Annotated in this window: 17 protein-coding genes; 12 read left to right on the forward strand and 5 right to left on the reverse strand. The window is 67.9% G+C overall.

The window, feature by feature from the left end; translation table 11 throughout:
* Positions 1 to 215: 215 nt before the first annotated feature.
* The gene (locus NO366_RS04275) at positions 216 to 815 is read left to right on the forward strand and encodes a metal-dependent hydrolase (RefSeq protein ID WP_256533085.1); all 600 of its coding nucleotides are present in this window, start codon (positions 216 to 218) and stop codon (positions 813 to 815) included.
* 186 nt (positions 816 to 1,001) lie between these two features.
* On the opposite strand, the gene NO366_RS04280 is transcribed toward NO366_RS04275, so the two are convergent.
* Positions 1,002 to 2,996: an AMP-dependent synthetase/ligase gene (locus tag NO366_RS04280; RefSeq protein WP_256533086.1), complete on the reverse strand. Its 1,995-nt coding sequence runs from the start codon at positions 2,994 to 2,996 to the stop codon at positions 1,002 to 1,004.
* 134 nt (positions 2,997 to 3,130) lie between these two features.
* A complete protein-coding gene (locus NO366_RS04285; RefSeq protein WP_256533087.1) occupies positions 3,131 to 4,033 on the reverse strand; it encodes an MBL fold metallo-hydrolase in 903 nt (300 codons plus the stop codon).
* Positions 4,034 to 4,144: 111 nt separating this feature from the next.
* Here NO366_RS04285 and NO366_RS04290 point away from each other — a divergent pair, with 111 nt between their 5' ends.
* The 4 genes from NO366_RS04290 to hemB all read left to right on the forward strand — a co-directional run bounded on the left by NO366_RS04290 (position 4,145) and on the right by hemB (position 6,657).
* A complete protein-coding gene (locus tag NO366_RS04290; protein WP_256533088.1) occupies positions 4,145 to 4,381 on the forward strand; it encodes a hypothetical protein in 237 nt (78 codons plus the stop codon).
* A 261-nt stretch (positions 4,382 to 4,642) separates the two neighbouring features.
* Positions 4,643 to 5,089: a fluoride efflux transporter FluC gene (locus NO366_RS04295; protein ID WP_256533089.1), complete on the forward strand. Its 447-nt coding sequence runs from the start codon at positions 4,643 to 4,645 to the stop codon at positions 5,087 to 5,089.
* Positions 5,090 to 5,111: 22 nt separating this feature from the next.
* A complete protein-coding gene (gene crcB / locus NO366_RS04300) occupies positions 5,112 to 5,483 on the forward strand; it encodes a fluoride efflux transporter CrcB (RefSeq protein ID WP_256533090.1) in 372 nt (123 codons plus the stop codon).
* A 106-nt stretch (positions 5,484 to 5,589) separates the two neighbouring features.
* Positions 5,590 to 6,657, forward strand: a complete 1,068-nt coding sequence (gene hemB / locus NO366_RS04305; RefSeq protein WP_256533091.1) for a porphobilinogen synthase — start codon at positions 5,590 to 5,592, stop codon at positions 6,655 to 6,657.
* Between the two features lie 74 nt (positions 6,658 to 6,731).
* On the opposite strand, the gene NO366_RS04310 is transcribed toward hemB, so the two are convergent.
* Complete coding sequence (locus tag NO366_RS04310; protein WP_256533092.1) at positions 6,732 to 7,667, reverse strand: DMT family transporter; 936 nt, start codon at positions 7,665 to 7,667, stop codon at positions 6,732 to 6,734.
* Positions 7,668 to 7,899: 232 nt separating this feature from the next.
* Here NO366_RS04310 and hemL point away from each other — a divergent pair, with 232 nt between their 5' ends.
* The gene (gene hemL, locus NO366_RS04315; protein ID WP_256533093.1) at positions 7,900 to 9,174 is read left to right on the forward strand and encodes a glutamate-1-semialdehyde 2,1-aminomutase; all 1,275 of its coding nucleotides are present in this window, start codon (positions 7,900 to 7,902) and stop codon (positions 9,172 to 9,174) included.
* 119 nt (positions 9,175 to 9,293) lie between these two features.
* Here the strand turns inward: hemL and NO366_RS04320 are convergent, their stop codons facing one another.
* A complete protein-coding gene (locus tag NO366_RS04320; protein ID WP_256533094.1) occupies positions 9,294 to 9,959 on the reverse strand; it encodes a hypothetical protein in 666 nt (221 codons plus the stop codon).
* Positions 9,960 to 10,949: 990 nt separating this feature from the next.
* Between NO366_RS04320 and NO366_RS04325 the strand changes: the two genes are divergently transcribed.
* The 5 genes from NO366_RS04325 to NO366_RS04345 all read left to right on the forward strand — a co-directional run bounded on the left by NO366_RS04325 (position 10,950) and on the right by NO366_RS04345 (position 16,002).
* Positions 10,950 to 11,612 (forward strand): DNA-directed RNA polymerase subunit epsilon, encoded by a 663-nt coding sequence (locus tag NO366_RS04325; RefSeq protein WP_256533095.1) that lies wholly within the window; start codon positions 10,950 to 10,952, stop codon positions 11,610 to 11,612.
* Between the two features lie 287 nt (positions 11,613 to 11,899).
* Complete coding sequence (locus NO366_RS04330) at positions 11,900 to 13,492, forward strand: uracil-xanthine permease family protein (RefSeq protein ID WP_256533096.1); 1,593 nt, start codon at positions 11,900 to 11,902, stop codon at positions 13,490 to 13,492.
* An 82-nt stretch (positions 13,493 to 13,574) separates the two neighbouring features.
* A complete protein-coding gene (locus tag NO366_RS04335; RefSeq protein WP_256533097.1) occupies positions 13,575 to 14,009 on the forward strand; it encodes a hypothetical protein in 435 nt (144 codons plus the stop codon).
* Between the two features lie 76 nt (positions 14,010 to 14,085).
* On the forward strand, positions 14,086 to 15,222 hold the full coding sequence (gene hemC, locus NO366_RS04340; protein WP_256533098.1) for a hydroxymethylbilane synthase: 1,137 nt from the start codon (positions 14,086 to 14,088) through the stop codon (positions 15,220 to 15,222).
* On the forward strand, positions 15,223 to 16,002 hold the full coding sequence (locus NO366_RS04345; protein WP_256533099.1) for a uroporphyrinogen-III synthase: 780 nt from the start codon (positions 15,223 to 15,225) through the stop codon (positions 16,000 to 16,002).
* A gap of 79 nt (positions 16,003 to 16,081) precedes the next feature.
* Here NO366_RS04345 and NO366_RS04350 read toward each other — a convergent pair whose 3' ends face one another.
* On the reverse strand, positions 16,082 to 16,738 hold the full coding sequence (locus tag NO366_RS04350) for a hypothetical protein (RefSeq protein WP_256533100.1): 657 nt from the start codon (positions 16,736 to 16,738) through the stop codon (positions 16,082 to 16,084).
* A gap of 190 nt (positions 16,739 to 16,928) precedes the next feature.
* Here NO366_RS04350 and recJ point away from each other — a divergent pair, with 190 nt between their 5' ends.
* Positions 16,929 to 18,416: a RecJ family nuclease gene (gene recJ / locus NO366_RS04355; protein ID WP_256533101.1), complete on the forward strand. Its 1,488-nt coding sequence runs from the start codon at positions 16,929 to 16,931 to the stop codon at positions 18,414 to 18,416.
* Positions 18,417 to 19,747: the final 1,331 nt, after the last annotated feature.

The following is a 19,747-nucleotide window of genomic DNA, read 5'->3' on the forward strand; positions in this document are numbered from 1 at the left end:
GGAAGACACGGTTGGATGGGAGAAGGCGACGAGACGAAGTGAGATCGGAGTCGCTCCAACGGCGTACGGTTCTAGCCGTGACCGGCACGATGGGCCGAATGAGGCCGATAAATGACACCGTAGCCGGTCGCAAGGGGACGGTACCGAGACCGAGCCCCGATGCGCGCTCCGTACCGGCACCATAACAACACACTCACGGGACCGCTGAACGGACGATGTGGCCCTGGGAACACGTCCTCGTCGGGTATCTCGCCTACTCGCTGTTATCTCACCTGTGGTGGCGCGACCGGCCGGGCGGGACCGAGACGGTGGCCGTCGCCGTCGGCGCGCTCCTGCCGGACCTCGTCGACAAGCCGCTGGCCTGGGAGTTCGGCGTCTTCGAGTCGGGGTACGCGCTCGGCCACTCGCTCCTCTTCGCCCTCCCGCTCTCGATCGTCGCCGGGGTGGTGGCGGGGCGCCTCGGACGAGTGCGAGCCGGAGTCGCCCTCGCAGTCGGCTACCTATTGCACCTCCCGGGAGACCTCCTCTACGGGTACGTCCAGGAAGGCGTGGTCCACACGAGCAGCCTGCTCTGGCCGATCGAGCGCGGTCCGAACCCGGCCACGCCGCCCGGCTTCCGGGAGCAGGTCGCGTACTTCCTCGGTGAGTACCGCGACGAACTCGCGAGCGGCGACCTCTCGACGTACGTCCTGATACAATTCGGACTGGCAGGACTCGTCGTGGTCCTCTGGCTCTACGACGGTGCACCAGTCCTTCGCGAGTTCTTCCGCGCCGCAAAGCGCCTGGGCCACCGGTTTCTGACGGTCATTGGGTGACGTCGGAACGGGAGGAGACGTAGCATCCGCAACCGCCAGTGCGGGCAGTGCCTGCGGAGGCGGCTGTTTCCTCGAAGTGTTTCGTCGAGGAAGTTCGGGCCAGCGGCCTGCAACTGAATGCCGTGGCGGCGTCGCCGCCACGCGGGTCGCGCGGAGCACGATCCCGTTCACGCAAACCGTTCGTCGTTAGTCGTCCGGGTACATCTCCTCGATACGATCTTCGAAGCGATCCGAGATCGTGCGACGTTTCTTCTTCATCGTCGGCGTCATGAGGTCGTTTGCTTCGGTGAACTCCGTCCCGACGAGGCGGAATTTCTTGATGGTCTCGTAGTCCTCGAAGTGCTCGTTGACGCGGTCGACCTCGTCCTGGACGTAGTCGCGAACGCGGTCGTGGGTGCACGCGGCCTCCGGATCGTCGGGCAGGTCGATGCCCTCCTCGACGGCCCACTCGCGGACGTGTTCCATGTTGGGAACGACCAGCGCGGAGACGAACTTGCGGCCGTCGCCGACGACCATGCACTGTTCGACGACGGAACTCGCGGCGAAGCGGTCCTCGATGGGCCCGGGTGCGACGTTCTTGCCCGTCGAGAGGACGAGGATCTCCTTCGCGCGCTCGCGGAACTCGATGTAGCCGTCGGGGCGCCGGTGGACGATGTCGCCGGTGCGGAACCACCGGCCCGCACGCTCCGGGTCGTCGAGTTCGCCCTGGATCTCGCCTGGCGCCTCGTCGACGAACGCGCGCTCGGTCGCGCCGGGTTTGTGCCAGTAGCCGTCGCTGACGTTCGGGCCGCGGACGACGAGTTCGCCGACCTCGCCGGGGTCGTCGGCGAACGCCTCGTCGTCGACGACGCTCTCGTCGACGGCCGTCTGGATGTCGACGACCGGCGGGCCGATCGTCCCCACCTTCGGGAAGCCCGGCGGGTTGACCGAGACGACGGGCGCCGTCTCCGTGAGACCGTAGCCTTCGTAAATCGGCAGGCCCATCGCGTGGTAGAGTGCACAGAGTTCGGCCGAGAGGCTGCCACCGCCGCTGATGAGCATCTCGATGTTTCCGCCCAGGGCCTCGCGAACGGTCGAGAAGACGAGTTTGTCCGCAAGTTTGCGTTTGACGTCGAGTATCGGGCCCGGCGAGTCGGTCTCCTGGTACTGGACGCCGACGTCGACCGCCCACTCGAAGATGCGCTCTTTGACCGCCGACTCGCTCGCTTGCTCGCGGATCGCGTCGTAGATCTTCTCGTAGACCCGCGGGACGCTCGTCGCGCTCGTCGGTCCGACGGCGGCGAAGTCCGCCTGGAGCGTGTCGGGTGACTCCGCGTAGGCGACGCTGGCGCCGCTCCCGAACATCAGGAAGTGACCGGAGGTTCGCTCGAAGACGTGCGCGAGCGGGAGGTACGAGACGACGCGCGTCTCCTCGTCGATCGACGGGACGTCGGCCGGGGTGTCCGGTTTGCGCGCCACGCGCTTGCGGATCTGGGTGACGTTCGACCGGAAGTTGCGGTGGGTGAGCTGGACGCCCTTCGGCTTGCCCGTCGTCCCGCTGGTGTAGATCAGGCTCGCCAGGTCGTCCACGTCGGGTTCGTCGAGCCACTCGCGGTAGGCGTCGGGGTCGAAGACCTCCTGGCCGCGGTCGTAGACCTCCGCCAGGGTGTAGATATCGTCACGCGTGTGGGTCGCGTCGACGACGTCCATCGTGACGACGACGGAGAGATCGAGTTCGTCCTCGACTTCGAGGACGCGTTCGAGCATGTCCTCGTTCTCGACGACGACGGCGTCCGCCTCGGCGTCGCCGAGGAGGTAGGATACCTTCGACGACGACGAACCGGCGTAGACGGTCGAGACAACCGCGCCAGTCGACAGCAGCGCGAAGTCGGTCTGGGCCCACTCCATGCGCGTGTTGGCGAAGATACCGACCCGATCGCCGACGTCGATGCCCAGGTCGCGAAAGCCGGCGGCGAGTTTACGAACGACGTCGCGCATTTCCCCGTAGGTGATCGTCTCCCACTCACCGGGATCGGGACGGGGGAGGATCTCCCCCGTCATCGTCCGGTCGTAGATCCCGCCCTTGTAGAGCTGGGCGGGTCGATCCGGGTAGCGCTCTGCGGCGTCCTCGAACAACCGCCCGAGGGTCGTCTCCCGGGTCACCTCGTCCTCGTACTCGCGTTCCGTCGCCAGGAGGTCCATACTCCCGTGAGAGTGTCTCACGCATGATAAAGCCTGAGGATCCGGTTCCCCATTTATCGACGTTTATTCGCCGCCTTCGGGCGATCGGGCTGAGGGAAAATCTGACGCGGTCCGAAACTACTGCCCGACCGCGCTCACCGGTCCAGGTACCCGAGGACGCCGCGGACGTTCATCGAGACCTCGCCGCGGGCTTTCTCCGTGCCCCAGACGCGGTCGAGATCGGTCGCGTCCGCGAAGTGCTCGATCACGGCCTCGTCGTCGCCCAGTTCCGCTCGTTTCTCTCGGACCGACTCGACCCAGTCTGAGAGCGTGTCCGCGTAGGCGTCTACGGCGTCGCCGGTTTCCCGCGGACCGAAGTGGGCGAAACAGAGTGTCGAGGGATCGAGCGCCCGAATCGTCTCCACGTCGTCGAGGCACTGGTCCAGATCGAACTGCGGCGGCGGCGAGGTCGGTCGGACCTCGCCGATGGCGGGTACCCAGATGCCGGCGCCGTCGGCAGTGAAGACGACGTCGTTCGCTGGGTCCTCGAAGACGAAGTGGTGCGGGGCGTGGCCCGGCGCGGCGTGGGCGCGCAACTCGTGCGTCCCGAGGTCGATCACGTCGCCGTCCTCGTAGGGCTCCAGTCGGTCTTCGGACACCGGCTTCGGTTCGACGTAGTAGCGCCACTGGTCGCCGACGGCGGCCTCCGTCCCCGCGACGAGTCGCGACGGATCGATCACGTGGCGCGCGCCATTGTGCGGCGCGTACACCGTCGCGTTCGGACACGCCTCGGCGAGGAAACCCGCCCCGCCGGCGTGATCGAGGTGGACGTGCGTCAGCACGATCGCCGCGAGGTCGTCGTGATCGATCCCCACCGCCGTCAGCGCGTCGAGGATGCGCTCGTAGTTCGTCCCGATCCCCGAGTCGACGATCGCCGGCCGCTCGTCGTCGACGAGGTAGACCGAACCGTACTCGGCCGTGTCGTACATTCCCGTGTCGACGTAGTGGAGGTCCGTGCAGTCCCCGACCGTCACCCGGGTCACGTCGCCGATTCCCATACGCCGACTGCGGCGCCGCGAGGCAAAAAGACTGGTTTCTCGGTCGGCGGCGCGAACGGCCCCGCTTCGGCGAAAGACTGATGTATGGTACCGTCGAACAGTGTGGTAATCGTGTACACGACCGACGTCCGCGAGGAGCCCGATCGAGGACGGACGGCCACGGGACCGCTCGACGGCGAAGGATGCGATCACGAGCGCACGGTGTACGTCGAGTCCGACGCCGGGGGGTCGTTGTCCTGCCAGGAGTGTGGGACCGTGATCCCCGCCGCCGACGAACGTGGCGACGCCGAACCGGGGATCTCGGCGTCCTGCCGCTGGGTGCTCACCCGCGTCGGCGGGCGATACTGACGAACCGCCGACTCGCTCTCGTTTCGGCTCGTTCACTCGCAAACGCACTCGAACTCTCGTTCTCGTCCACCTCGGGTTCGGTTACCACGTTCTCGTCCACATCGGTCACGAATCCACCTCAGTCACGCGTCCACAGCCGGGTCGTCCTCTCCCGGTCACGCGTCCGCCCCTGGGTCCCCCTCCCCCGGTCACGCGACCAGCCGAACGACGCTCTCGGGACCAGTAGTCTCATGTCGTCCATCTGCGAACGTACGGGCGACCGTGTCGTCAGCATCCGTCCTCGGCCGGCTCGAGACGGCCGCAATCGTCGCCGTCGGCGCCTTCGCAGGGGCGAACCTCCGGTTCGTCGCGGGAGACGCCGTCGGCTCGCTCGGCGGAACGCTCGCGGTGAACGTCCTCGCGAGCCTGCTGCTCGGGTTTCTCGTCTACGAGGCGCGGTATACGGGTCTAGTCGACCGGAAGTCGAGGCTGCTCTTTACCACCGGCTTCCTCTCGTCGCTGTCGACCTACAGCGCGTTCGTCCTGGAGACGGCGACGGCGGGTGGATCGGCGGGAAACGGACTGGCGCTCGCTGATCCGAGGGTCGCGATCGGCTACGTCGGAGTGACCTACGTGCTCGGCTTTGCAGCGGTGCTCGTCGGTAGATGGTTCGCGGGCGTCGTCAGGAACGGCCGCGAGGACGCGCCGGCGGGAGGTGCGTCGGCGTGAGCGGGTATCGGGGTGACGACGCGTGATCGAGGGTCTCCTCGGGTACGAGCCCGCGCCCGCCCACCTCGTGGGGACCGGTGCGGCGGTCGGCGCGCTCCTGCGTCACTGGATCTATACCGAGATCCCCGGCGACGAGTTCCCGTGGCCGACACTGGCCGTCAACGTCCTCGGGAGTTTCGCGCTGGGCCTCCTGGCGTTCGGCGGGGTCGACGCGGCCGCGACGCAACTCCTCGGCGTCGGGCTCTGTGGCGCGTTCACCACGTTCTCGACGTTCTCCGTCGAAACCGTCGGGCTGTGGGAGCGTGGCGAACGACGGGCGGCGACGGCGAACGCCGTCGGCAACCTGGTTTGCTCACTGGCCGGGATGGGGCTTGCAGCCGTGCTCGTTGGATGAAGGGAGTCACCGTCACCCGCCAGACGGCCACCCAGCGACCGAGTGCTGGCCGGTGACCGCCGCAGAGAGCGAGGGATATTTGGGCCGTCTGGCCCTCGATTCGGGTATGAACCTCACGCAACGCCCTCGCCGGCTCCGGAGCGACCCCGTCCGGGAGCTCGTCGGCGAGACGACGCTCTCGGCGTCGGACCTGATCGCCCCCATCTTCGTCGACGCGACGACGGACGAGCGCGTCCCTATCGAGTCGATGCCGGGTCACGATCGCGTCCCCGTCGACGAGAGTGTCACCCGCGTCGAGGAGGTGCTCGCGACCGGCGTCCAGGCCGTCATCGTGTTCGGCATCCCGCGCTCGAAGGACGGCGTCGGGACCCGCGCCTGGGCCGAGGACGGCGTCGTTCAGGACGCCGTCCGCCGCATCACCGCCGAGACCGACGCGACCGTCTTCACGGACGTCTGTCTCTGCGAGTACACCGATCACGGCCACTGTGGACCCCTCGAAGACGGGGTGGAAGGCGACGGATCCAGCACCACGGCCGCCGGTGGAAACACCGCGGCGGGCGACGAAGCGGCGACCGGGCACGAGGTGCCGGGCGCCCGCCACGGACAGACGCTCACCGTCGACAACGACGCGGCCATCGAGTCGCTCGCGCAGATCGCCGTCTCGCACGCCGAGGCCGGCGCGCACGTCGTCGCACCCAGCGCGTCGATGGACGGCATGGTCGGTGCGATTCGCGAGGGGCTCGACCGCGAGGGCTTCGAATCGGTGCCGATCATGTCCTACGCGGCGAAGTACCGGAGTGCCTTCTACGGTCCGTTCCGCGACGCCGCCGACGGCGCACCGTCCTTCGGCGACCGACGACACTATCAGATGGATCCCGGGAACGCCCGCGAAGCCCGTCGGGAGGTCGCCCTCGACGTCGAACAGGGCGCAGACGTGCTCATGGTCAAACCCGCGCTCCCGTACCTCGACGTGATCGCCGACGTCCGCCGCAAATTCGACCATCCCGTCGCGGCGTACAACGTCTCCGGCGAGTACGCCATGCTCCACGCGGCCGCGGAGAACGGCTGGCTCGATCTCGAAGAAACGGCGTACGAGTCGCTCCTGTCGATCAAACGCGCCGGGGCGGATCTGATTCTTACCTACTTCGCGGAGGACGTCGCCGAGCGCCTCTGAGCGGACGGCGACGGTACTCCTCTCACTCTCCGCACCACGCTTCCAGCCCCGCCGACCGACGCGAACGGCACGTCTCAGTCGTCCGGGGTACGTACGGGGTCGGCGGCGTCGTCCACCCCGTAGCGCGCAGCGAGCGAGCGAAGCGCCTGGCGTTTGACGAGGGCGAAACCGGCGAGAACGACGACGAAGCCGACGACCGTCGTCGGTTCGATCCCCTCGTTCAGAACGAGCCAGCCGGTCAACGCGGCGACGACGGGGCTGACGTAGTTCACGAGCGTGAGCTCGACCGAGCCGACCGCGTCGAGCAGGTAGAAGAAGAGCAGGTAGCCGACGACGCCGGCGACGAGGACGAGGAAGGCGAACGCGATCGCGACCCGAGGCGTCCACGCGACGGTCTGAGACTCGCCGAGGCCGAGGCTGGCGGCGTGCATCACCGCGGCGCCGGCGACCATCATCCACCCCTGGAGGGCGGTGACGGGCAGGTCGCTCCGCGTCGACTGGGTGAAGACGGTCCCCAGCGCCATGGCCAGCGCCGATGCGAGCAGGATAGCGACCCCGAGCGCGCGGGATCCGGACAGCGTCGCATCGGTGGGGCGGGCCACGATAGCCGCCCCCAGAAAGCCGAGCGCGAGGCCGACGCCGCCGAGGACGGAGAGGCGCTCGTCCGGGAGGACGAAGCGCGAGAGGCCGGCCGCCAGGATCGGGACGGTGGCGAGGACGACGGCGCCGACGGCACTCGTGACGTACTGCTGGCCGAGGAACCACAAGAGGTTGTGGACGCCGATCACCAGGACGCCGCCAGCGGCGATGCTCGCCAGGTCCGTCCGGCGGGGCCGGACACGGCCGCCGCCGAGGACGGCGACCGCGAGGACGACGAGGGCGATCCCGTCGAAGCGAAGCGCGGCGAACAGAACCGGTGGCGCCGTCTCCAGGCCGATCCTGGCGGCCGGGAACGAACTGCCCCAGACGAGCGCCAGCACGAGAAACGCCAGCGCGTTTCGCCGACTCATGGCCGCCCTTCGTCACGCGATGCCTTACCAATTACCATCGTGTTGATAGTTCTCACCACGGTCAGGACCGATCGTTCGTGTCGAACACCGACGCGGTGAGTTGACGACTCGACGCCTGAGAACGACCGAACTCTTGACGACTCGACGCTTGAGACCGACCGAGCGGCGGACGATCGACCGCCGACGGTCGAACCTCGATACACCTTTGCCGCCCGAGAAACTAGCCGCGCGTATGAAGCACGATCGCTCGCGCACGCTGTACGATCGGGCGCTCTCCGTCATGCCGGGCGGCGTCAACTCCGCCGTCCGCGCGGCGGTGGAACCGTACCCGTTCTTCGTCCGCAAGGGCGACGGCGGGCACGTCATCGACGCCGACGACAACCGCTACGTCGACTGGGTGATGGGCCTCGGACCGCTACTGCTGGGCCACGACATGCCCGAGGAGGTGCGCGCGGCGATCCAGCGGAAGGCGAGTGAGGGGCCGATGTACGGCGCGCCGACGGCGGTCGAGGTCGACCTCGCGGAGTTCGTCACGCGCCACGTCCCGAGCGTCGAGCAGATTCGCTTCGTCAACTCCGGAACGGAGGCGACCGTCTCGGCCGTCCGCCTCGCCCGCGGTCACACCGGCCGGAACAAGATCGTCGTCATGCAGGGCGGCTACCACGGCGCCCAGGAGTCGACGCTCGTCGAGGGCGACGCCGACCACCCACGGCCCTCCTCGGCGGGCATCCCGCAGTCGTTCGCCGAGCACACCCTGCCGGTTCCGTTCAACGACGAAGCGGCGATGCGGGACGTCTTCGAGACGCACGGCGAGGACATCGCCGCAGTCCTCACCGAGCCCATCCTCGGTAACTACGGCATCGTCCACCCGCGCGAGGGCTACCACGAGTTCCTCCGCGAGCTCACCGAGGAACACGGCGCCCTCCTCATCTTCGACGAGGTCATCACCGGCTTCCGCGTCGGCGGACTGGGCTGCGCGCAGGGGAGATTCGATATCACGCCCGACCTCACCACCTTCGGCAAGATCGTCGGCGGCGGCTTCCCCGTCGGCGCCGTCGGCGGGCGCGCAGAGATCATGGAGGACCTCGCACCCGCCGGCGACGTCTTCCAGGCCGGGACGTTCTCCGGGCACCCGGTCACGATGGCCGCCGGCCTGGAGACACTCAAGTACGCCGCCGAACACGACGTCTACGACCACGTCGACGACCTCGGCGAGCGACTGCGAAGCGGCCTCGCCGACATCGTCGCCGATCAGGCACCCGAGTACACCGTCGCCGGGACGGCGAGCATGTTCAAGGTCATCTTCACCCGAAACGGTGCGGAACCGACGTGCGCCGCCGACGTAAAACGCGCCGAAACCGACCGGTGGCGACGCATCTTCTGGGAGTCGATGCTCGAAGAGAACGTCTTCCTCTCACAGAACCAGTTCGAGTGCCAGTTCGTCAGCGCCGCCCACACCGAAGACGACGTCGAGCGAACGCTCGAAGCGTACAAAGAAGCGCTGTGAACCGGCCAGTGGGCCGGTCGTCGAGCGCGCGGTGTCTCTATCTCGGGCGGCCGCCGACACGGTGACAACGGTTCGGTAGGAGGAAGCGGTTTCGAGCGGCCGGACGGGGACCGACTGCGTCACTCCTCGTCCGAGGCGTTCCGCTGTGACCCCTCGTCGACTTCGGACGCACTGTCGGTCGCCATCCCCATCCCGACAGACGACCCGTCCGAGAGACGAACCGAGATGGATGCGTCGTTCGGCGGGTCGCCGGTCGTCGTCACCCGGACGACGCAGCCGACGGCCGTGATGGCCTGCGTGCACACGTCACCAGCGTCGTCGGGTTTCATCACGTGGGCCGAGACGGAGATGGTACCGTCGTCTAACGAGACGTCGTCGACGGCGAGCTCGTGACAGCCGTCCGGGGAGAACGCCTCGATCACGAGCGCGCGTTCGGTCTCGTAGTCGGTCTCGGTCAGGGTCGTCCCGGCCGGACTCTCCGGCTGGATCGGCGACGATTCGATCCAGGAGCGGGCGTCGTCCGCGTCGGTGAACAGGGACGCGTCCGCGTCGTCGGGCGGCTGCGGGTGGCTGTACTGGACGAACCCGGCAAATTCGATCCCCTCCGATGCGTCGATCGACGACAGCGAGTCCGCGCTCGCCCCACCGCCGTCCGAGCCGCCGGCGGCCGGTGAGTCGGCGTCGCCTCCGTCGCCGATGGCACCGCCATCGTTCAGACACCCGGCGCTCACCGCGACGAGTGCCGTCGTTCCCCCGAGGAGCTCGCGACGTGAGAGCGATCGCATACCTTCGCATACGTCCCCCTGCAATGAAGTACTATTCGTAGGTGAAACGATCGTTTCACCGATGGGGATCCGGTGGATCACGCCGGCCGAACCGTGTGCTCTGGTCGAGGACATCCGTTCTCCGGGCGACGGTTCTCGCCGGATCGAACGGTGACACCGCGCGCCCCCCTACTCGGTGACGGCACGCGGACTGGCTCTGCGACGGCCGTGACCGCGCCCGGCGAGCCGCGACCACGCTCGATTCCGTTTCCCGATCGGACCGGCGTTCGACGCTGCACGGTCTCGGCGGGCCTTTAAGTGCTTCTCGCGACAACGGTTCGTAGTAGAGGTTCTCCGTGCGTTCGACTCCCGAGCGTCTGGTATCGACGTGGACTCCGTTCCTGCACCAGTGAGAGGCATCGGGTGGGGTCACGGCGGCCACATCGTCCCGCTCGCCACGACGCACCGCCGCCGACGGGACCGCGAGCGTCTCCGAGTAGGTGGTGAACCGGTTCGCGCGTAGACGCTACTGATGATAATGATGATGAGAGACTGGTGAGAGAGTGGTGAAAGAATGAGAGAGACACTAGTGGTGAGGGGGGTTCCTTTAAGTCGTTCTCGCGACAACGGTTCGTAGTAGAGGGTTTTCGCGGGCATCTTCCACGGGTAGCCCGGCCGGTGGCGCTCGTGTTCGCCGATTCCGTCTGCTCTTTCCAGCGTGCTCGTGGCGATATCGGTGCAGTCGTCTCGCACGCAGCAGTCGTCTCGCACTCGCTCCACGTTTTGACGCACGTCGCGCGACTGTCGCTACCCTCCGCCTCGACGCTACCCGCCACCTCGACGACAACCCGACTTTCTTGAGGCCCGGTCGCCTACGCCGAAGGGATGACCGACGGGCCTCCACCAGGAGCGGATCCCCCGTTCGACGAGTCGGGCGATCCGGGAACGGAGCGAGACGAGCGTAGCGTATCACTCCGACGGGGGGACGGGTGGAGCGGAGGCGCACGGCCGGTGAGCGCGCGCCCGGGCGACGGATCGCTCTCGCGGCTCGAGGCCGTCAAGGACGAACGAACGCGGCGGTGGGACGTGACCACGCCGAGCGCGACGCTCATCGGCCGGCCGGACCGCCCCGCCGACGAGGTGGGCGAGACCGTCAGGCGGCTGCACGAGGAGCGCCACCCCGCGATGGCGGGCCACAGCGCGCGGATGCACCGGCTCGAGAAGGTTCGGATCGCCCACGCACTGTGTAACGCGTGTTCGCTCTCACACTGGGAGCGCGACCGTGTCCTCGGGATCGTAGCCGAGCTCGACCTGACGGCGTTCGGGAGCCGGCGTGCGATCCCCACGGTCTCGCTGGTCGTCGTCCAGTACGTGGTCGACCACGAGCGGCGTCGCCAGCTCGGCCTCCACGACCGCGAGTGGGTCGGTGAGCGGTCGCCGGACGAGCTGGAGGCGCTGTACGATCGCTTCGAGTCGATCACCGAGGACCCCCGATTTCGCGACCTGATGGACGTCCACGGGCTGGACACCACCGCCATCAACCGGCTCGACCGTATCCTCCAGGCACAGCTGGACGAACAGGACCTCCACGGTGCGGCCTTCGGGCGTGCGCCACACCGAGACCCAAATCTGCCCGCGATGGGCGATCGAAGAGCCGCCGAAGGGGAGGCCTGAGCCGACGCGCAACGACGACGGATCCTCCGATCACGACAGCGCGGCTCACCGGCAGGCGAGGGCCCGGTTTGTGCGCCGGTGACGACTGAGTCACAGCGAAGCGACGCGAGCCACCCGGCGTCCGGCGAGAGCGGGTGTGCCCCCACGCACACCGAGTCTCGGAAGGTTTATCCGCATTCCATCGCAGGTTGTGCGCAGACCTGTACGCGCAGGCGAGACGTCATCGACCGTGACCGGGATGACTGGCGGTTCGATGGCGTGAACACGCCGTATACGGGGCGAGAAACATGACAGGAGACAACACTACGGAGGGCGTCGCGAAGACGGACGGGGGCAGCGTCACGCGCGAGGAAGCGTCGTTCGTCGAGTACGGCATCGAGGACAAGCCGCCGCTCGGCGAGTCGATCTTCCTCGGGTTGCAACACTACCTGACGATGGTGGGTGCGTCAGTGGCCGTGCCGCTCATTCTGGCCAACCTGATGGGGATGCCGGACTGGGCGACGGCCCGACTCGTCGGCACCTTCTTCGTCGTCTCCGGGATCTCGACGCTCGCGCAGACGACCGTCGGAAATCGGTACCCGATCGTCCAGGGCGGGACGTTCGCGCTCCTGGCCCCGGCGACCGCGATCATCCTGACGTACAGCGGCCCCTGGGAGGCGACGATCCTGCAGTTGCAAGGGGCAGTCATCGCGGCCGCACTCGTGCAGGTGTTCCTCGGGTACTCGGGGTTGCTCGGACGGTTGACGAAGTACCTCTCGCCGGTCGTCCTCTCGCCGGTGATCGTCTTGATCGGGCTCTCGCTCGTGGGGGCACCCGACGTCACGCGACCCGACCAGAACTGGTGGCTGCTCGGGTTCACGCTCTTCCTCATCGTCCTCTTTTCGCAGTATCTGGACACGTACAGCCGGTACGCGAAGCTGTTCCCCGTCTTGCTCGGAGTCGCCGGTGCCTGGGTCGTCGCGGGCGTGCTGACGGTCCTCGGCGTCTTCACGGAGGCGACGCACGTTTCAGGCGCAGACGGGAGTAGTCTCGGTTACATCGACTTCTCGCAGATCGCCGACGCGACGCTCGTCCAGCCGATCGTCCCGTTCCAGTGGGGTCTGCCCGAGTTCACCGCCGCGTTCGCGATCGGGATGCTCGCCGGGATCTTCGCCTCGATCTTGGAGAGTATCGGGGACTACTACGCCGTCGCCCGGATCGCCGGCGTCGGCGCGCCGAGCCAGAAGCGGATCAACCACGGCATCGGGCTGGAGGGGCTCAGCAACATCTTCGCCGGCATCATGGGCACCGGCAACGGGTCGACCTCCTACGGCGAGAACATCGGCGCGATCGGCATCACCGGCGTCGCCTCGCGCTACGTCGTCCAGATCGGCGCGGTCGTGATGCTGGTCGTCGGGTTCTTTGGTCCGTTCGGCGCACTGATCACGACGATTCCGAGTCCGATCGTCGGTGCACTGTACATCGCCATGTTCGGCCAGATCGCTGCGGTCGGGCTATCGAACCTGCGGTTCGTGGACTTGGACGCCACGCGGAACGTCTTCATCGTCGGAATCGCGCTCTTCCTGGGCCTCGCGCTGCCGAACTACTTCGGCGGGTTCGAAAACGCCAGCGCCTTCCAGGAGAGCGCCGAGAGCGCCGCGATCGTCGGTCCGATCTTCGCCCAGCAGGTCGTCTCCGATACGATATACGTCGTCGGCTCGACGACGATGGCCGTCGGCGGCCTGATCGCCTTCATCCTCGACAACACCATCGAGGGAACCCGCGAGGAACGAGGGCTAACCGAGTGGACACGGCTGGCCGAGGACGAGTCCGAATTCCGGACGGTGTTCGACCGCCTCCGTTCGAGCGACGACACCGGCGTGGCCGAGACGGCCGACTGATCCGTCTCGCCGATCGCACTGCGATCTGCGTACCGATTCGAACCGTGCGCATTCTTTACCCGCCAGATCCGAGGGTGCGACGATGCCGAACAGGTCGGGCCTCGCACTCACGGCGGACGAGCGGTTGCGCTACCGCGGCGACCTCCGGCTCGGCGACGAAGTCGCCGTCACCGACGATCGACTGCTCGTCCTGCGCCCCGACGACCGGCTCAGCATCGGGTACGATCGGATCGAGGAAGTGTCCCACGAGGGCTTCGACTGGTTCCTCGGGCTCCTCAGCGCCGCACTCGTCGCGTTCGGCCTGTACGGACTGACGCGAAACCCGGCCCTGGGCGCGTTCTTCGTCCTCGCTGGCCTCTGGAGCGCCCACCGATCGTACCGGCACCGTGATCGCGTCCGGATCCACGTGCGGGACGAGGCGAAACCCGTCACCGTACACCCGACGGCGGTCGAAGACTGTTTTGCGGCGCTCGAGTCCGCGATAGACGCGGCTCGAGACGACGTCGACGCCGCGTGACGGCGAGGCGCACGGACCGCGAGTCGAGGAACTCCATAGCGTGCGGTTTTCGTACCCTCGGCCCGGAGAGGGGCCCATGAAGACACGGGGGACACTTCGGCTGGCGACGCGCGGCTCGCTCCTCGCGAGGCGCCAGGCCGCGATGGTCGGCGAGCGACTCGAAGAACGGCGCTACGACGTCGACCTCGTCACGGTCGAGACCACCGGCGACCAACTCGCCGACGAGTTGATCCACCGGCTGGGAAAGACCGGCGCGTTCGTCCGCGAACTCGACGAGCGCGTCCTGGACGGCGACTGCGACGCGGCCATCCACTCGCTGAAGGACGTCCCCACCGAGCAACCGGACGAGCTCGTCACCGCGGCCGTCCCCGAGCGCGGTCCCGCCGAAGACGTCCTCGTCACCCCGGACGGGCAGACGCTCGACGGGCTGCCGGACGGAGCCACCGTCGGCACCTCCAGCCTCCGGCGGCGCGCCCTCCTGCTCGACCGGCGGCCCGATCTCACGGTCGAACCCCTCCGCGGGAACGTCGACACGCGCATCGAGAAACTGCTCGCCCCGAGCCTCCAGGCCGAGCACGAGGCCCGAACCGAGGCGGACAAGGAGCGGAAGGGCCACGCCGGCGAGGAGGACTTCGAACCCGAGTACGACCGGACCGTCGAGGAGTGGTTCGACGACCGCACGGAACTCGAGAAGGCGGCGCTGGGCCGCGACGTCGAGACGGCGTACGACGCCATCGTCCTCGCCCGTGCCGGGCTCGAACGCAGCGGGCTCGCCCACGCCGTCGACTTCCACCCCTTGCCGACGACGACCTTCGTCCCCTCCCCCGGCCAGGGCGCCCTCTGCGTGACGGCGACCGACGGCGAGACCGCCCGCGAGATCCAGTCGGCCATCGACCACCCGCGTAGCCGGGTCGAAGTGACCGTCGAACGGACGATCCTCGCCACCCTCGGCGGGGGCTGCATCGCACCCCTGGGCATCCACGCCGTCGTGCAGGGCGAGTACGTCCACACCGCGGTTGCCGTCTACGATCGCGACGGCGAGACGTCCGTGACCGCGACGCGCGACCTCCCGATCGAGACGCACGCGACCGCTGCCCACGAGTTCGCCCAGGAGCTCGCAGACCGCGGCGCCGCCGACCTGATCGCGGACGCCAGGCGGGAACTCGAAGACGACGGCGAACCGGGGCCCGAAGACCAGCCGGAGGGGAAATAGATGACCGACGGCGCGGCATCGGTCCGTCGGACGGCGGGCGACCGCCCGCGCGTCGCCGTCTTCAGGCCCGACGACGAGCGACTCGACCGCGCGTCCGACATCCTCGGCGACCTCGGCGCCGAACCCGTCACCGACCCGATGCTCGCCGTCGAACCGACCGGTGACGCGCCCCGATCGGGCGCGGACTACGTCGTCCTGACGAGCAAGACCGGCGTCGAACTCGCCGCGGAGGCCGACTGGGTGCCCGGCGACGCCACCATCTGCGCCATCGGTCCGGCGACCGCCGACGCGCTCGAAGCGGCGGGCTACTCGGTCGACGTCGTCCCGGACGAGTACACGTCGAGCGGCCTCGTCGAGGCGCTCGTCGCCGAACCCGCTCTCGACGGGGCGTCGATCGAGGTCGCTCGGAGCGATCACGGGAGTCAGGTGCTCACCGACGGGCTCGCGGCTGCGGGCGCCGACGTTCACGAGACGATCCTGTATCGGCTCGTCCGACCCGACGGGAGCGGCGAGTCAGCCGACCTGGCTGCCGACGGGGACCTCGACGCGGCGTGTTTCACCTCCTCGCTCACGGTCGAGCACTTCCTCGCGGCGGCCGACGAACGCGGCGTGGGAGCGGCCGCTCGCGACGCGCTCGACGAGATCGTCGTGGGCGTCATCGGCGAACCGACCGCCGAGACCGCTCGCGACCGCGGGATCGACGTCGACGTCGTCGCGAGTGAGGCCACGTTCGAGGCGCTCGCGCGCGAGACGGTTGCGCGCCTCGGCGACCGGGCGTAACGAGACGCGAAAAACGAACGATTGCCGCGATTTTCGAATCAAGTGCGGAACGGATCCGGGCGACCGAGCGCCCGTGCTATCAGCGCTCGTCGGTGAGGTGACCAGTCAGGTACGATGCGGCGGGATCGACCATCTTCCACAGTGCCCGACCGATCAGCGCCACCGGGACGAGCGCCACGAGGAGGAAGACGCCATCGTAGAGCCACATCGGGCCGTCGACGAGGGCGGCAAGCGGGACGAACCCGCGGTGGACGGTCAGGACGGCCGCCAGCACGAACGCCCAGACGGCCGCGGTGACGCCCGGCTCCCGAACCTCGCGAGGGCCGTCGAACGCGCTGCGGACGTACCACGGGATAACCAGGGCGACGTACCCCAACACGGCCGCGAACGAGACGGCGAGGACGCCGCTCGCCACCGCCGCGAACGCCTCCCCGGTCGCGTTCAGACCGGGAAGCAAGCTCAACAGGAACAACACGACGACGATCGCCAGACCGCCCAGGACGGCGCTGGTTACCTTGCGGAGTGCTCGCTCGTCGTGCAGGGGTTTTCGCCACGATTCGGGTGTGAGCGGACCACGCCCAACCGGCTCGTCGGAGTCGGTCGGTGAGGCGTCGGACCCGGTCGGTGAAGCGTCGGACCCGGTCGGTGGATCGTCGTTGCCGGTTTCGGTCGGAGGACTATCGGTCGTGGACGTCGCGTCCGTCGACGCGTCGTCAGTGGATTCTGTACGGGGCATTGCATCTCTTCGGTGCAACTGTGTCGAATAAAAGGCACCGATCGTTCAGATGCGTTTTGCACACCGAACGGTCGTGAACGGTCCATCGTGTGCTAACTCAGGACACTGTCCGGCGACGGGTCGGCATCGACGCGTCCGACGAAGGCGGTGGTCCACGGGTTTATGACCGAAGCCGCCCGATACTCACCCGATGGCAGGACCGGTGGCAGCCCTCGAAGATCGCGCGGTCGCGTGCGCGAGACGACTGCAGACGGCCGACCGCGTCCTGCTCGCCTCGCACATCGACGCCGACGGCCTCACGAGCGCGGCGGTCGCGGCGAGCGCACTGGAACGCGCCGGACTCCCGTTCGAAGTCGTCTTCGAGAAGCAACTCGACGAGGACGCGATCGCACACGTTGCGCGGACCGACTACGAGACGGTCTGGTTCACCGACTTCGGTAGCGGCCAACTGGACGTCATCACCGACTACGCCGACGAGGCCGGCTTCACCCCCGTGATCGCGGATCACCACCAGCCCGCCGACGCCGACACCGAGTTTCACTGCAATCCGCTCCTCGAAGGGCTCGACGGTGCGAGCGAACTGTCGGGAGCCGGTGCCGCGTACCTCGTCGCGAGAGCGATGGCAGAAGAGACCGATCTCGCGACGGCCACCGAAGCGAGGGCCGACGGCGAGACCGTGGCCACGACCGTCCAGCCGGACAATCGCGACCTGGCCGCTCTCGCCGTCGTCGGCGCCGTCGGCGACATGCAAGCGTCGGGCGGCGAACTCCACGGCGCGAACGCCCAGATCGTGGCCGAGGGGGTCGACGCCGGCGTCCTGGAGGCCGGCACCGACCTCGCCCTCTACGGCACGCAGACGCGACCCTTGCCGAAGTTACTCGAGTACGCCACCGACGTCCGCATTCCCGGTATCTCGAACGACCAGGGTGGCGCCATGCGTTTTCTCGACGGCCTCGATCTCGACCTGCGCGACGGGGGCGAGTGGCGGTGCTGGGGCGACCTCTCCCCCGACGAGCAGCAAACGGTCGCCAGTGCACTCGTCAAGCACGCCATCTCCCGCGGCGTCCCCGCCGACAAGATCGACGGTCTCGTCGGGACGAGTTACCAGCTCACCGCCGAATCGCCCGGGACCGAACTCCGGGCCGCGAGCGAGTTCTCGACCCTGTTGAACGCCACGGCCCGGTACGAGCGCGCCGACGTCGGCCTCGCGGTCTGTCTGGGCGATCGCGGCGACGCGCTCGAACGCGCTCGCGAACTCCTCCGGTCGCACCGGCGCAACCTCTCCGACGGGATCGATCTCGTGACGACCGAAGGCGTCACCAGAGAGGACCACGTCCAGTGGTTTCACGCCGGCGACCGGATCCGAGAGACGATCGTCGGCATCGTCGCCGGGATGGCCCTCGGCAACGACGGCGTCGCTCGCGATCGACCCATCCTCGCCTTCGCCGAGAAGGCCGACGAACCCGACGCAGTGAAGGTTTCCGGTCGCGGCACCCACACGCTCGTCCGCCAGGGACTGGACCTCTCCGCCGTCCTCGGCGAGGCCGCACGCCACGTCGACGGCGACGGCGGTGGACACGACGTCGCCGCCGGCGCGACCGTTCCCGCGGGTCGCGAACCCGACTTTTTACAACGTGCCGACGTGCTCGTCGGCGAGCAACTCGGACGCCGCGGGTGAGTCGGTCCACGACGATCGGACGAAGTCGTCTCGTCGAAGCATCGTCCCGTCTGCTCGCCCCCGATGAATCTCATACCACGATACGAAATGTCGGATCATCCGACGCTACGCCGGTCACCGCGGCTCGCCGAACGCGTCTCGCGAGGGTCCGTCAGAGTCGGACGTTCGAACCGTCGTCTTCTCGATGATGACGAAAAACGTTCGTCGTCGGCTACGGATCCCTCCAGATACGGACGAGCGCCAGTAACGAACCGACCCTGACGAACCCGGGCTGGACGGGCAGTACGCCGTCGCCGGGTGTCGAACGGACGTCGAACCGTCGCGTCGGCAACGGGGCCGGTCGAACGCGGATGGCAAAGAGTCCGGGCGACCCCGACTCGAGCGCCCCACGCACGAGGGTGTACGGCAACCCCTCACCGTCGTCGAGAAGATAGAGCGAGGAAGAGAGTCGCCCGACGGGTACCGTCAGACCTGCATTTCGGTACAGAACAACCTGGACTCGCGCGTGTGTAACGACCCCACCCCACTGCAATCGATGTACTCGCACCGGTCGCCTGCGGACCCGAAATCGTCGCGACTGCCGACCGAGTACGCTTCTTCACGGCGAGGGTCTCGGTCGAAGCCCTGACCCTCGCTTACGACCGGCCCAGCCGGGGTGAGCGAGCGATCGATGCGGTGATGGCAAGTGGTGTCGTCGATGTCCGACTGGCGTACCCGCAGTTCGCGGACCGGTTCTGGGCGACACCAAAACGGAGTGAGCGTCCGCATCCCGGTCCGACGAGGTGCTTTCGTACAGACGTGTCATCGCCGACGCATCTCCTGTCGGTCGTAGACGACAACGGCACCCCAGGCAACGGCCGAAAGCGAAGCGGCAGGGTCGCCAGTGTGCGCAGGAGGCGTTCGAACGGGATCGTGACGGTTCCGATCGTCCCCACAGCACGGCGCGACCACCGTTCCGGTGCCGGCCGTCGATGTGACGATTCCGACCGGAGCGCGGGACGTTCGAAATTCAATATAGCAGTATACGATATAATATTTGAGTGAGTGGTCAGCACTACGGACCGGCTCGCGGAGACCCCGTCCACGGGTACAGCGACTATCGAGCGTAGCGCAACCGAGCCGACATCTGTAGATCGTCCAAGTCCGACCGAAAGCCGACCAACGTCGGCGTACCCCGGCGAATCCAAGGCCCTACGTCACCCGAGTGAGCGGAGCCCGATCAACCGGACGGCCACAACCCATCGTGTGTAGTCGACGATGTGCCGATCGTCCGACGTTCGACCGGGTCGCGAGGAGCAACACCGACCGAGCGGGAAGAGAACGCATCGAGC

Source organism: Halovivax cerinus, from assembly GCF_024498195.1.
Classification (GTDB): Archaea; Halobacteriota; Halobacteria; order Halobacteriales; family Natrialbaceae; genus Halovivax; species Halovivax cerinus.

Bases quoted from the DNA above. Each gene is read 5' to 3' on its own strand.
- NO366_RS04275 (WP_256533085.1), top strand. From the start codon at position 216: ATGTGGCCCTGGGAACACGTCCTCGTCGGGTATCTCGCCTACTCGCTG.
- NO366_RS04280 (WP_256533086.1), bottom strand. From the start codon at position 2,996: ATGGACCTCCTGGCGACGGAACGCGAGTACGAGGACGAGGTGACCCGG.
- NO366_RS04285 (WP_256533087.1), bottom strand. From the start codon at position 4,033: ATGGGAATCGGCGACGTGACCCGGGTGACGGTCGGGGACTGCACGGAC.
- hemB (WP_256533091.1), top strand. From the start codon at position 5,590: ATGAACCTCACGCAACGCCCTCGCCGGCTCCGGAGCGACCCCGTCCGG.
- NO366_RS04310 (WP_256533092.1), bottom strand. From the start codon at position 7,667: ATGAGTCGGCGAAACGCGCTGGCGTTTCTCGTGCTGGCGCTCGTCTGG.
- hemL (WP_256533093.1), top strand. From the start codon at position 7,900: ATGAAGCACGATCGCTCGCGCACGCTGTACGATCGGGCGCTCTCCGTC.
- NO366_RS04320 (WP_256533094.1), bottom strand. From the start codon at position 9,959: ATGCGATCGCTCTCACGTCGCGAGCTCCTCGGGGGAACGACGGCACTC.
- NO366_RS04330 (WP_256533096.1), top strand. From the start codon at position 11,900: ATGACAGGAGACAACACTACGGAGGGCGTCGCGAAGACGGACGGGGGC.
- NO366_RS04335 (WP_256533097.1), top strand. From the start codon at position 13,575: ATGCCGAACAGGTCGGGCCTCGCACTCACGGCGGACGAGCGGTTGCGC.
- hemC (WP_256533098.1), top strand. From the start codon at position 14,086: ATGAAGACACGGGGGACACTTCGGCTGGCGACGCGCGGCTCGCTCCTC.
- NO366_RS04345 (WP_256533099.1), top strand. From the start codon at position 15,223: ATGACCGACGGCGCGGCATCGGTCCGTCGGACGGCGGGCGACCGCCCG.
- NO366_RS04350 (WP_256533100.1), bottom strand. From the start codon at position 16,738: ATGCCCCGTACAGAATCCACTGACGACGCGTCGACGGACGCGACGTCC.
- recJ (WP_256533101.1), top strand. From the start codon at position 16,929: ATGGCAGGACCGGTGGCAGCCCTCGAAGATCGCGCGGTCGCGTGCGCG.